Below are 13,032 nucleotides of genomic sequence, written 5' to 3'. Positions count from 1 at the left end.
AAAGGATCCCGATTCAAATGACGGACAACACGAGCTCGGCCCCGGACACCCTCGACGCCGCTGTCGCGCAAGGCGGTGCCTATGAGGTCCTTCGTAGCAGGCTGACACAGCAGGGCTCCCGGCTTGCGACCCTTGCCGGCGACCTCAATAGCCGACGTGTCTCCGAGTTCGGCGACAGCAAGATGGCCCAGGCTGGTCGCTTCCGGATTCGCAGTGAACAGAACGCGATCGGTCGCGATGTCGTCCAGGTCGGCCCTGACCTGCTCTTGTTCGGCTACAACGTGTTCCTGGGCCTGAAGTCGACCACGTCCGTCGCTGACGTGTTCGCGCTGCACAAACTCGTCCCGGTCACCGACGGCTACGACGCAACCCCCGTGGACGCGGCCGGCACCTTCCTCGCCGACCCCCTGTTCGTGCGGGATTTCGACGAGCTTTACACCTACTACAAGGACGCCACGCTGGTGCAGCTGTCCGTGAAGGACAGCAAGCTCCTCGCGGCCTTCCGGATCGGCGGCCCGCAGGATCTGCGGGTCTTCCGCTGGAGCATTGCCAGCACCGGGGAGCTGTCCTATCTCGACGCCCGAGGCGACCGTGACATCGCCCTGCCACCCACCCACGATTTCGAGTGGATCAAGGCAGGCAAGGACCGCGAGGTCAGTGGCCGCTTCCCACACCTGAACATCCTCGACACCGTCTTCGTGGAGACCACGGGCGGCGATCTCACGATCAAGGTCGAGAACAGCACCGACACCGGCGCCGGCATCTACTCGGAGCCCGTTGAGGACCGAACCCAGTCGCTCGACGACGCGCAGTTCTACTACGCCCGGCTCGGCAGCCTGATCCTGCTCAAGATCCTGCCCTACCGGGAAACTGCATGGCGCGGCCTGGTGTTCAACACCATGACCCAGCAGGTCACCCGTCTGGACGCCATCGTCGAGGCCTGCGTACAGCTGCCGGAAGACCACGGGATCATTTTCCCCGGCGGCTACGTCCTCCAGAACGGCGAGCAGAAGGCGTTCGATGGCGCCATCACCCAAATGCGCTACAAGCGCACCGTCCTGTCTCCCAATGGGGAAGACGTCCTCTACATCTTCTATGAGCCGGACGCCGGCCAATCGGCGCTGCTGGTCTACAACATGATCCAGCGGCGCGTGATGCCGCCCATCCTCGCCCACGGGCATGCCCGCCTGCCCGACGGTCGGATGGTCCTGTTCCACGACGAAACGAGCCAGCCGACCCGCGTCCACCAGATGCAGGTCTGGGATACGCCCTTCTTCAGTGACGAGTACGCCGCTGCGGCGCCGGCCGCCAACTCAGCGTTCGGACGCATCGGCAATCCCGAACTGGTGCGCACGATCTCCGACCTGTTCGACATCGCACGCGACATCGAGCAGGAGGATGTAACCGTCCAGCGCTACGAGGCGCTAGCGCATGCCACCCGGCGCCTGTTCGACATCCACCCCTGGATCACTGATGCAGTGGCGGACGGCCTGGCCGGCCTGCTCCACGACATCACCGAAACCGCCGAGTCCGTACTCGACGAGTTCCAGAAGGTGCAGGAGATCCGCCAGCAGTCGGAAGTCGCAGTGGTGAATGCGAGCGCTGGGCATCGCAGCCTGATGGGGCGGCTGCAGCCCGAGGGATGGGCCCGCCTCGAGCAGTTCGTTGAAGCGCTGCACGAGGTCTCGCGCCTGCGCGGTCACCTGCTGACGATCCGTGACATGCGCTACATCGACGTCGCCGCGATCGATGCGATGGTCACCTCCCTCGACGCCGCCCACGACCAGGTTGGGGCAGCCACGGCCGCGTTCCTGCTCAATCCGAAGGCGCTGGCGCCGTTCGAAACGCGCCTGGACGAACTGGAGGCCGCATCCGGCAAGGCTGCTACCGCCAATCAGCTCGCCGAAGTGCTCCGCGGCATGCACGCCGTCGCGGCAGACCTGGACATGCTGTCGGAGCTGATGGCCGGCCTCAAGGTGGACGATGCCACCAAGCGCACGCAGGTGGTGGATGCCATCGCCGCCCTGTACGCCCGCCTCAACCAGGCCAAGGCCAGGACCGACCAGCGCCGCAAGACCCTGGGTTCATCGGAGGCGGTGGCGCAGTTCGGCGCCCAGTTCGCCCTGTTCTCGCAGTCCGTTGCGAATTCGCTCGGCATCGCCACGACGCCGGAAAAAGCGGATGAGCAGCTGTCCCGCCTCATGGTCCAGCTGGAAGAGCTGGAAGGCCAGTTCGGGGAACACGAACAGTTCCTCGGCGACATCCTCACCAAGCGCGAGGAGTTGCTGGAGGCCTTCGAGAGCCACAAGCAGGCGCTGCTCGACGAACGCCAGCGCAAGGCCGCGTCGTTGCTGGATGCCGCCAACCGGATTCTGGATGGCCTGGGCCGGCGGACGGAGCGTTTCGACAATGCCGACGACCTCAATGCCTTCTTCGCCGGCGACCCGCTGATCCAGAAGCTGCGCGACCTCTGCGCCCGGTTGCGCGATCTCAGGGACACGGTGAAGGCCGACGACATCGAGGCACGGATCAAGGCCGCCCGCGACCAGGCCGTGCGGGGCATGCGTGATCGCACGGAACTCTTCGATGAAGGCGGCAACGTCATCAAGCTGGGACCGCGGCATCGGTTCAGTGTCAACACGCAGGCCCTGGACCTGACCCTGCTGCAGCGCGGCGACGCGATGACGGTGCACCTGACCGGCACGGATTTCATGGAACCGCTGCAGGACGAAGGCCTGGACGGCTACCGGCACTACTGGCCGGTCGCGCTGGAATCGGAGTCGCCCCAGCTCTATCGCGGCGAGTACCTGGCCGGCCAGGTGCTCGATGCCGCCCGCCGCGGCGAGGAAGGTCTCACCACCCAGGTGCTGCAGCGGTCGCTGACCGATGAGGCGGCGTTGGCCAAGCTGGTGCGTGACTACGCGGCCCCCCGCTACCGCGATGGCTACGAAAAGGGCATCCACGACGCCGATGCCACGCAGATCCTGAAGGCCCTGGTTCGCCTGCAGCAGGGCGCCGGCGCCCTTGTTTACCTCCCGCAGGCCCGCGCCCTCGCCGTGGCGTTCTGGGCGGCAGCAGAGCGCGAGACTTGGGCCGCCCGCATCAATGCAGCCAACGCCATCGATGCCCTTGGCGGCGGCGCGACGGCACGGGCCGCCCTGCGGCCAGACCTGATCGCCAGGCTCAATGAATCCCTCGGCAGCCACGACCTCGGCGGCGCGCACCTGAACGAAGCGGCCGACTACCTGCTCATGTCCGTCACGGCGACTGACGCTGCCCTCCCCGTCAGCAGCGTGGCGGCCGGACTGGTCGACAGGCTGGAGGGCAAACGCGCTGACAAGGCCTTCTGGACGTCCTTCACCGGTGCACTGAAGCACCTCGAACAGCACCCTGCGGCTGCGTGGTCGCTGGCGACGCAGGCGATCACCTCGCTGCTGCCGGCCGGCGATGCTGATGGCCGGTTCGTGCCGGAAGCAGTCGCCATGTTCCTCGGCCGCGACGTGCTGAAGTTCGAGTCCTCCAGCGCCCCGGTCTCGACCGTGGTCGAGGGCCTCTTGGGGCAACACCCGAGCATCGAGCAGGGGCGCCTGCGGGTCGCCGTGGACGATTTCAATGTCCGCTACCGGCACCACGCCGAGACGTTCGTGCCCGGATTCCGCGATTACCAGGCGCTTCGGTCCAAGGTGATCGCACGCGAGCGCGAGGCCATGCGCCTTGAGGAGTTCAAGCCCAAGCCGCTGACCAGCTTCGTCCGCAACCGGCTCATCAACGATGTCTACCTTGCGCTGATCGGCGACAACCTCGCCAAGCAGATCGGCACGGTGGGTGAGGGCAAGCGCAGCGACCTCATGGGCCTGTTGATGCTCATCAGCCCGCCAGGCTACGGCAAGACGACCCTGATGGAGTACGTGGCGAACCGGCTGGGCCTGATCTTCATGAAGGTCAATGGGCCGGCGCTCGGGCACGGTGTTCGCTCGCTGGATCCCGCGCAGGCCCCGGACGCCACATCGCGGCGCGAGCTGGAGAAGCTCAACCTGGCGCTGGAGATGGGCAGCAACGTGATGCTGTACGTGGATGACATCCAGCACACCCATCCCGAGTTCCTGCAGAAATTCATCTCCCTGTGCGACGGTACACGCCGCATCGAGGGCGTCTGGCGCGGACAGACCAAGACCTACGACATGCGCGGCAAGAAGTTCGCCGTGATCATGGCCGGCAATCCGTACACGGAGTCGGGCGAGGTCTTCAAGATCCCGGACATGCTGGCCAACCGTGCCGATATCTACAACCTGGGCGACGTGCTGGGCGGGATGGAAGCCACGTTCCTCCTCAGCTACATCGAGAACTGCCTGACCTCCAACCCCGTGCTCGCCCCGCTGGCCACCCGGGACATGGCCGACCTGTACCTGCTGGCCGACAAGTCGCTCGGCAAGGACGTCTCCACGAACAACCTGTCCCACGCATACAGCGCCGCAGAGATCAACGAGATCACTGCCGTCCTGCAGCGGCTCGTGCAGGTAAGGGATGTGGTCTACAGGGTCAACCAGCAGTACATCCTGAGCGCGGCGCAGGCGGACAAATACCGCACCGAACCCCCCTTCAAGCTCCAGGGCAGCTACCGCAACATGAACAAGCTGGCGGAGAAGATCTCGCCGGTGATGAATGATGCGGAGCTGCAGCAGCTGATCACCGACCACTACCGCGGCGAATCGCAGCTGCTGACCACCGGCGCGGAGGAAAACCTGCTCAAGCTCGGCGAGCTGCGTGGAACCCTGACTGCCGACGAGGCTGCCCGCTGGGCGCAGATCAAGGCGGATTTCGTCCGCAACAAGGCGATGGGTGGCGACGATGCTGATGTCGGGCAGCGCATGGTCGCCCAGCTGGCAGACATCGCCTCGGGCGTGCAGGGCCTGTCCACCCCGGACGCCGCACCGGCACCGGGTCAGGAACAAGCGCCGCCGTGGAAGGAATTGCTGGCCGAGCTTTCCCGGATCTCCAACGCCACCCCACCGCCGGCGCCAGCCACCGCCTCCGCGGAAGGCAACGACGAACCGCACCCTGCGCTCGTCAGTGATCTGTTCGACGTGCTGCGGGCCACCCTGGTGAGACAGGACATGCTCCACGCCGCCGTGCTGGACCTGCTGGACGCGACCCCGGGCCAGATTGCCGCGCCTGCTGGTCATCCGGAGGAAGGCGCTCCGGTCGAGGACGATACGGGTGAACCTCGTCGTCCTCTCCGGGTCCGGACCAAGCGCGAGCGCGAGTTCGACCGGATGCTCGCGAACCTGCGGTTCCGGCATGAGACCCCGCCGGGCACCTCGCCGGAATGATCCTCACCATCGAACACGTCCAGGCAATCGGGGAAGGCGCCGTGGCCAGCGTCCACGACGCCCTGTCCGCGCTGCAAGCCAACCCGTCCGAGGAGCAGGTCGCGGCGCTGGAGGCCCTGCAGACGGCCATGATCGCCCACGACCAGAAGGCAATCGCCCGCCGGACGGGCTTCATCGGGCGCCTGCTGGGCAGGGACATCACGTTCTCCGCCCACGCCGCCGCCCTGCGCGAACAGATGATCCCGTTGGTGCACCAGGCGCACAGGGCCGTCCAGTCCGGATTGGCCTTCGCCAAGGCACTGGAAGGTGCCTTGCCGCGCCTCATTGCCGCCCACCACCAGCTGGAAGCTGCGGTGCAGCAGCTCGATGGCCTCGGCAAACAGACAGGCATCGCGCCGCCGCTTGCCGCCGCCATTGACGCCCGCAAGGCGCACCTGGTGAAAATTGCGATGATCGGTCAACTCGGGCGTCAGCAGATGGAGTCGACCCGGCAGGGCCAACAGGTCGCCGCCGGCCTCATCAATGATCTGGCGACGCACTGCAAACTCGTGATCGACCAGCAAGCCGGCGTGCGCAACGCCGCCGCGCTGGAGAAGACGCTCGCAAACGCTAGAACGATGGCGCAAGCCGCCATTGCCGCAATCGACCCCCCTGGCCACGCCGCAAAGCCGGCACCGTAACGCCAACAGGAGCAGCGCCATGACCTCGACCGAATCCAACCTCGTCCCGGCGACCTTGACCGACCAGATGCTGGTCGACCTGGGCCTCAAGCCGGAGGACACCGACGGCATCCTCGAGGCAGCCAAGGCACTGCAGGATCTCAAGCCGGGCAATCTCCACCAGTACGGCAAGTCGGCTGCGTCCAGGACCAGCCAGTATTCGACCCAGCTGCTCGACAAGGTGCGCAACACCGATCTCGAAGCCAGTGGTGCCAAGCTGGGCGAGATCGTTCGCATCGCCCGCAGCCTCAACCTGGACGGGTTCAAGGAAAAGTCGAAGGTCCCTGTCCTTGGGCCCCTGATCGACCGCATGAAGCGCGCCAAGGGTGAGCTCGTCCAGCGCTACAGCAGCAGCAACGCCCAGATCGACCAGTTGCTCGCGGAGGTCGGCAAGACCCAGGCCATGCAGCAGCAGCGTGTCGGCGAATACGACCGCATGTACGACCTCGTGCTCCAAGAGCGCCACGATCTCGGCGTGCACATCGCCGCCGGCCGCATCCGGCTGGCCGAGCTTCAGGAGCAGCTTGCCGCCCTCGCCGGGCGCGAGGACCCGGAGGGACGCGAGCAGCGCGCCACCTTGGACACCGCGATCCGGCTGATCGACAAGCGGGTGTCCGACCTGCACGTCCTGCAGCATGCCGCGGTCCAGACGTTGCCGATGATCCGGCTCATCCAGGCCAATGCCATCCAGCTGATCGAGAAGTTCAGCGCGGTGCGTGACGTCACCATCCCGATGTGGCGCAACCAGTTCGCGATCCAGCTGTCGCTGGCGGATCAGAAGCGCGCCGCCGAGCTGGCCACTTCGATCGACGATGCGACCAACGAGATCATGCGGCGCAATGCGGAACTCGTGCATGCCACGTCCGTGGAGACTGCCAAGGCCAACCAGCGCTCCGTGATCGACATTGAAACCCTCCGCCACGTCAACGACGAACTGGTCAAGACCATCGAGGAAGTCCGACAGATCCACCGCGACGGCATTACGCGCCGCGCCGAACTCGACAAGGAACTGGTGCTCATGCGGGATGACCTCGCATCGCGCATCGCAGCGCCCACCAGCGAATCGTCGGCCGTTTGATTCCAAAGGACACCCTGCAGTCACTGATACGAACTGCTCATAAAGCTCCCCAAGAGTCTTGGAATAAGTTCAATTCCACTCCGTGGCCCGAGCAAATCCATCGGACGGACGCCGCCAAGGGCGGGGGTGGAAGGCGCAGCCACCCTTGAAGCCGCGTGTCGACGTCAAAGTCTTCAGGGACGTTGTCAAATGCAAGCGTGGCGGCATGATCGTCTCTGGCCTTGGCCAGCACGGAAGGCATACGGATAGGGACGCCAGGCATGTCACTCCCCGTTGCGGAAAACATGTCGTCTCTTGCAGCGCACCGAGATGTGACTGGCTGAATTGCGGCCAAGCTATGCTTTAACCGCAGGGTCAGAGTTTAGTTCCACGCACACTCGCGCACTTCCGTCGAACGCCACCTGCCAGCCCAGCCGCTGCGCCAGCCGGTCGAGCAGGGCTGAGCCGGTGCCGGTGTCCGCACGCAGCGCCGTCGCAGCATTGGCGTCGGCGTCTTCCGGCGTCATGCGCAGGACGATTTGGCCAGATTCCAGCACCAGCTCCAGGCTGGCTTCGGTGCGCGGCTGCGCGAGTTTGCGCGCAAGCCCGGCAACGAGCAGCACGGCTTCACGCGGCGCGGTGTGCAGATCGCCATCGGCGTCGATGCTTGCGGTGATGCCGGGTTTGCCGGCCAGCGCGATGGCAGCCGCCTCCCGCAACAACGGTGCGGCCGCGATGGTTTCGAGCTGCAGCGGCCGCCGCCGCGCCGCGGCTAGCATGGCTTCCAGCAGACGGTGCATATCGCCTACGCCGCGCGCCAGGCGCGCATGGCGGGCGCGCTGGGCCGGCGATGCGCCATCGTCGTCCAGCAGCACCTCGGCCACGCCCTGGATCACCGCCAGCGGGGTGCGCAGTTCGTGGCTGGCATCGGCCAGGAATGCCTGCTCACGGGCGTCGGCATCGACCAGGCGCGCCTGGTAGCCATCGATGGCGCGCGCCAGCCGGCCGAGGTCGTCATCGCTGACCGCGGCGGCAAGCCGGGTGGGCTGCGGTTGCACCGGCAGCGACTCCACGCCTTCGGCCAATGAGCGCACCGGCTTCAGCGCGATCCCCGCCAGCCACCAGCCCAGCCAGCCGGCCAGCGCGGTGCAGGACAGCAGCATGGCCGCCACCAGCAGGTGCAGGCGGCGCTCCATCGCCTCGATGTCGCCGAGGTCGATGACGAAGACCAGCCGTCCTGCCGCGGTATCGAACACGCCGACGTGCGCCTCTTCGTTGTGCGGATCCTCGTGCACGCCGGGCGGGAAGCCGGCGTAGCCAGGCGGCAGCGCGGGATCGCCGATGCGATAGCCGCGCAGCCGCTGGGTGCGCGGCAGCTGCGCCGGCAGGCGATTGGCCAGCCTCAGGCCATAGTCTTCGGCCTGACCGTGCAGGATCTCGTTGGCCAGTACGTATTCGTAGTCCTCGGCGACCGCCAGCAGGGCGACCGACGCCAACCCGCCGAGCAGCAGCCCCAGCAGGGTCGCCAGCAGGGCGAACCGCTGCCGCAGCGACAGCGGCCGGCGCGGGCGCGGCGCGCTCACGGCGGCGCCACGATGCGGTAGCCCACGCCACGCACCGACTGCAGCAGCGGCTGCGCGAACGGCCGGTCGACCAGCGCGCGCAGTTCGTACACCTGGGTCTGCAGCGCCGCCGTGTCGGCGCCATCCGCGCCCCAGGCACCTTCGATCAGGCGCGCATGCGGGACGATTCGCGGTGCTTCCCGCAGCAGCATGTCCAGCAGCGCGCCCTGCAGGCGGGTCAGCGGGATGGCGCGGCCCTCGCGTCGCGCGGTCAGCGTGCGCGGATCGTAGGCCAGCGCGGCATACGCCACTTCGCCGGCGGCCGGACGGCCGCGCCGCTGCACCGCGCGGATGCGTGCCTCCAGTTCCGGCAGCGCGAACGGCTTGACCAGGTAATCGTCCGCGCCCTCGGCGAAACCACGCAGGCGGTCGTCGAGGGTGTCGCGCGCCGTCAGCATCAGCACCGGCACGCCGTGGCCGGCTTCGCGCAGGCGCCGGCACAGCGCCAGCCCGTCCAGCCGCGGCAGGCCCAGGTCGAGCACGATCACGTCGAAGCCGCCGCGCAGCGCGCGCGCCAGGCCGGCAACCCCGTCGGCGCAATGGTCCACTTCGTGGCCCCGGCGTTCGAGGAAATCCCAGATGTTGGCGGCGATATCGTGCTGGTCTTCGATCAGCAGGACGCGCAAGCCGCCAGCAGGCGGGCCGGGCGGGCGTGGGGTGGACATCGCATTAGCCTGCCACCACCGGCGCCGCGGGTGTTAACGGCTGGCTGAGATTCGCCTGAGGCGCGCTTACCGGCACCCCCGCAGGCTGGCCGCATGACCTCGCTCCCCGACGCGCGCCCCGGGCGCTTCCGCCCGCTGGCCTGGCTGGCCGCCTGCTTCCTGTCGATTTCCGCTTTGACCCGGCTGGCCCTGCTGGTGGCCACCGGCAGCGGGGTGCCGGCGGCACCCGGCGCCTGGCTGTACGCATTTGGCGTCGGGCTGGGCTACGACCTGCTGGCCTTCGTGTATTTCGCCTGGCCGCTGGTGCTGCTGCTATGGCTGCTGCCCGCAGGCTGGCTGCTGCGCCGGCACGGCCGGCTGGCGGTAGGGGCGCTGTGCTTGCTGCTGCTGTTCGTGCTGCTGTTCGTGGCGGTGGCCGAATGGACGTTCTGGGACGAGTTCCAGGCCCGCTTCAACTTCATTGCGGTGGACTACCTCGTGTACACGACCGAGGTGATCGGCAACATCCGCCAGTCCTACCCGGTGGGCTGGATCCTGACCGCGGTGGCGGCGCTGGCCCTTGGCGCCTTCGCCGCCACCAGCCGCTGGCGGCGGGTGATCCACGACAGCGCCGGGTTCGCGGCCCGCAGCGTGGTGGCGGCGGCCTGGCTGGCGGCCAGCCTGCTGGCCACCGGGCTGGTCAGCGGCGAAATGAAGGATCGCAGCGATAACGCCTACGTCAACGAGCTGGCGGGCAACGGGATCTACCAGTTCTTCGCCGCGTACCGCAGCGCCTCGCTGGACTACCCGCGCTACTACCGCACCGTGCCGATCGACGAAGCCTGGACGCAGGTGCGCGCGCAGGTCGCCACGCCCGATGCCACCTTCTTCGGACCCACCGGCATTGCCCGCCGCATCCACAACGCCGCACCCGAGCAGCGCATGAACGTGGTGCTGATCAGCGTGGAGAGCCTGTCCGCGGAGTACTCCGGCAGCTATGGCCGCAAGGATTCATTGACCCCGAACCTGGACGCGCTCACCCCGCGCAGCCTGCTGCTCGCCGACCTGTGGGCCACCGGCACCCGCACCGTGCGCGGGCTGGAGGCGCTGTCGCTGTCGGTCCCGCCCACCCCGGGCGAATCCATCGTCCGCCGCGAGCACAACGAGGGCCTGGCCACGCTGGGGGAGGTGTTCCGCGGCAAGGGCTACCACGCGATGTTCCTGTACGGCGGCTACGGCGCGTTCGACGACATGAACCGCTTCTTCGGCCACAACGGCTACGACGTCCACGACCGGACCGAGATTCCCGACCAGGACATCCACCACGAGAACGTCTGGGGCGTGGCCGACGAAGACCTCTACAGCATGGCGATGCAGCATTTCGATGCCGACTTCAAGGCCGGCAAGCCGTTCTTCGCCCACCTGATGACCACCTCCAACCACCGCCCGTATACCTTCCCGGCCGGTCGCGGGCCGTGGCCGCAGGGCAAGCGCGACAGCGCGGTGGCCTACACCGACTGGGCAATCGGTGATTTCCTGCGGCGCGCCAGCCGCAAGCCGTGGTTCCGCAACACGCTGTTCGTGATCACCGCCGACCACTGCGCCTCCAGTGCTGGCATCGCCGCGCTGCCGGCCTTCCGGTACCGGATCCCGCTATGGTTCTACGCGCCCGGCGGGCGGGTGGCCCCGGGCCGGGTGGATCGCAGGGTCAGCCAGATCGACATCGCGCCGACCCTCCTGGGCCTGCTGGGCATGGACTACGACAGCCGCTTCTACGGCGTGGATGTCTTGCAGCAACCCTCCGGTCGCGAGCGCGCCTTCATCGGCACCTACCAGCTGCTGGGCTACCTGCGCGGCGACAGGCTGGTGCAGCTCTCGCCGCATCGCAGGGTGGACACGCTGCGCCCCGCCTATGCCCGCGACGTCGCGCAGCCGGCGCTGCCGGAAGACCCCGCCCTGACCCTGCAGGCGATCAGCGACTACCAGACCGCCGCCGCCGCGTTCGCCGACGGCTCGATGACGCAGGCGGCGCTGGAGCGCGAAGCGCGCGCGGCCACGGTGGCGGGCGCCGGCTCCCGCTAACGCCGCACCGGCGGGCGCGACCGTGGGCCCGGCGGGCGCGGCCGGCATAATGCGCGGCCACCCTTCGCTGGAGCCGCGCATGCTGCTGGACACCGTCGAACACGAAACCGGCCCGAACCCGCAGTGGAGCGTGCTGTGGCTGCACGGCCTCGGCGCCGACGGCCACGACTTCTCACCGATCGTGCCCGAACTGGTGCGCCGCGACTGGCCGGCGCTGCGCTTCGTGTTCCCGCATGCGCCGGTGCGCGCGGTCACCATCAACGGCGGCGCGCGGATGCGGGCCTGGTACGACATCCGCGACTTCGACCTGGCCAACCGCGCCGACCTGCAGGGCGTGGACGAATCGGTGGCGCAGGTGGACGCGCTGATCGCGCGCGAAGCCGAGCGCGGCATCCCGCCGCAGCGGTTGCTGCTGGCCGGCTTCTCGCAGGGTGGCGCGATCACGCTGGCGGCCGGTCTGGCGCGCACGCAGCCGCTGGCCGGGCTGATCGCGCTGTCCACCTACCTGCCGATGCCGCTGGCGCTGGCGCAGCAGCGGCTGCAGCCACGGGCCGCCACGCAGCCGCTGTTCATGGCGCACGGCAGCTTCGACCCGGTGGTGGCGGTGGCGGCCGGCGAAGCCGGGATGCAGGCGCTGCGCGGCTTCGGCTTCGACGCGCACTGGCGGCGTTACCCGATGCAGCACCAGGTCTGCGCCGAAGAGATCGCCGACCTGGCCGACTGGATGGGGGCGCGCCTGGCCGCCGGCTGAGGTGACGCGCCCCGCGCGGCGCGGCTACCATCGCCGGCAGGGCCGGGCGCTGCCGGGGAGAGACACGCCATGACCGCAACCACGTTGCGCGTGCTGATCGTCGATGACGAGCCGCTGGCACGGGCGCGGCTGCGCGCGCTGCTGGAGGCGCAACCGGGCGTGCAGGTGATCGGCGAGGCCGGCGACGGCGAGACGGCGCTGGCGGCCTGTGACGCCGAGGCCCCGGAGCTGGTGTTGCTGGACATCACCATGCCCGGTATCGACGGATTGGAGACCGCGCGCCGGCTGGGTGCGCTGCAGTCGCGGCCGGCCATCGTGTTCTGTACCGCGTTCGACGCGCATGCACTGTCGGCGTTCGAAGCGCAGGCGCTGGACTACCTGGTCAAGCCGGTGCGCGGCGAACGCCTGGCCGCGGCGCTGGACAAGGTGCGCACCTTCCTCGCCGGGCGCGCGCGCCAGCAGGACGGGGCACCGGCGGGCCCGCCGCGCAGTCACCTGTGCGCGCGCCTGCGCGGCAGCCTGCGGCTGATCGCGATCGAGGACATCCGCTACCTGCAGGCCGATGAGAAGTACGTGGTGGTGCACCACGCCCGCGGCGAGGACCTGATCGAGGAATCGCTGAAGTCGCTGGAGGCGGAGTTCCCCACCCGCTTCATCCGCATCCACCGCAACTGCCTGGTGGCCCGCGACGAGATCGTCGAGTTGCAGCGCGCGCCAGACGGCCAGGTGCATGCCGTGCTGCGCAACGTGGCGACACCGCTGGAGGTCAGCCGGCGCTGCCTGTCGCAGCTGCGCGACACGCTGCGCCACCTGTAACGGCGCACACC

General features: G+C 68.3%; 8 protein-coding genes. 6 read left to right on the top strand and 2 right to left on the bottom strand.

Annotation, left to right across the window (positions count from 1 at the left end; all coding sequences use genetic code 11):
* Positions 1 to 17 precede the first annotated feature (17 nt).
* From SPK54_RS07085 to SPK54_RS07075, 3 genes are read left to right on the top strand one after another with little or no spacing between them, the layout of a single operon-like run.
* A complete protein-coding gene (locus SPK54_RS07085; RefSeq protein WP_330947221.1) occupies positions 18 to 5,330 on the top strand; it encodes a DNA repair ATPase in 5,313 nt (1,770 codons plus the stop codon).
* Positions 5,327 to 6,010: a hypothetical protein gene (locus SPK54_RS07080; RefSeq protein WP_330947220.1), complete on the top strand. Its 684-nt coding sequence runs from the start codon at positions 5,327 to 5,329 to the stop codon at positions 6,008 to 6,010. The genes SPK54_RS07085 and SPK54_RS07080 overlap by 4 nt, the downstream gene beginning before the upstream one ends.
* A gap of 19 nt (positions 6,011 to 6,029) precedes the next feature.
* Positions 6,030 to 7,127, top strand: coding sequence for a toxic anion resistance protein (locus SPK54_RS07075; protein WP_330947219.1), 1,098 nt, complete (start codon positions 6,030 to 6,032; stop codon positions 7,125 to 7,127).
* A gap of 335 nt (positions 7,128 to 7,462) precedes the next feature.
* Here the strand turns inward: SPK54_RS07075 and SPK54_RS07070 are convergent, their stop codons facing one another.
* Together SPK54_RS07070 and SPK54_RS07065 are read right to left on the bottom strand one after the other, a co-directional pair.
* A complete protein-coding gene (locus SPK54_RS07070) occupies positions 7,463 to 8,689 on the bottom strand; it encodes a HAMP domain-containing sensor histidine kinase (RefSeq protein WP_330947218.1) in 1,227 nt (408 codons plus the stop codon).
* On the bottom strand, positions 8,686 to 9,393 hold the full coding sequence (locus tag SPK54_RS07065; RefSeq protein ID WP_330947217.1) for a response regulator transcription factor: 708 nt from the start codon (positions 9,391 to 9,393) through the stop codon (positions 8,686 to 8,688). Before SPK54_RS07065 ends, SPK54_RS07070 begins: the two co-directional genes overlap by 4 nt.
* A 93-nt stretch (positions 9,394 to 9,486) precedes the next feature.
* On the opposite strand from SPK54_RS07065, the gene SPK54_RS07060 reads away from it, so the two are divergent.
* From SPK54_RS07060 to SPK54_RS07050, 3 genes are all read left to right on the top strand, one after another.
* Positions 9,487 to 11,454 carry an LTA synthase family protein gene (locus SPK54_RS07060; RefSeq protein WP_330947216.1) on the top strand — a complete coding sequence of 656 codons (1,968 nt, stop codon included), beginning with the start codon at positions 9,487 to 9,489 and terminating at the stop codon, positions 11,452 to 11,454.
* Between the two features lie 79 nt (positions 11,455 to 11,533).
* Positions 11,534 to 12,205 carry an alpha/beta hydrolase gene (locus SPK54_RS07055; protein WP_330947215.1) on the top strand — a complete coding sequence of 224 codons (672 nt, stop codon included), beginning with the start codon at positions 11,534 to 11,536 and terminating at the stop codon, positions 12,203 to 12,205.
* 69 nt (positions 12,206 to 12,274) lie between these two features.
* Positions 12,275 to 13,021, top strand: a complete 747-nt coding sequence (locus tag SPK54_RS07050; RefSeq protein ID WP_330947214.1) for a LytTR family DNA-binding domain-containing protein — start codon at positions 12,275 to 12,277, stop codon at positions 13,019 to 13,021.
* The last annotated feature ends 11 nt before the right edge of the window (positions 13,022 to 13,032 follow it).

The organism is Thermomonas sp. LB-4, from assembly GCF_036409385.1.
Classification (GTDB): domain Bacteria; phylum Pseudomonadota; class Gammaproteobacteria; order Xanthomonadales; family Xanthomonadaceae; genus Thermomonas.
Note: the sequence above shows the minus strand (reverse complement) of the source record. Positions and strands in the feature narration are given on the sequence as shown.

Coding starts and splice junctions, on each gene's coding strand:
- SPK54_RS07075 (WP_330947219.1), top strand. CDS start 6,030: ATGACCTCGACCGAATCCAACCTCGTCCCGGCGACCTTGACCGACCAG.
- SPK54_RS07065 (WP_330947217.1), bottom strand. CDS start 9,393: ATGTCCACCCCACGCCCGCCCGGCCCGCCTGCTGGCGGCTTGCGCGTC.
- SPK54_RS07050 (WP_330947214.1), top strand. CDS start 12,275: ATGACCGCAACCACGTTGCGCGTGCTGATCGTCGATGACGAGCCGCTG.
- SPK54_RS07080 (WP_330947220.1), top strand. CDS start 5,327: ATGATCCTCACCATCGAACACGTCCAGGCAATCGGGGAAGGCGCCGTG.
- SPK54_RS07085 (WP_330947221.1), top strand. CDS start 18: ATGACGGACAACACGAGCTCGGCCCCGGACACCCTCGACGCCGCTGTC.
- SPK54_RS07055 (WP_330947215.1), top strand. CDS start 11,534: ATGCTGCTGGACACCGTCGAACACGAAACCGGCCCGAACCCGCAGTGG.
- SPK54_RS07060 (WP_330947216.1), top strand. CDS start 9,487: ATGACCTCGCTCCCCGACGCGCGCCCCGGGCGCTTCCGCCCGCTGGCC.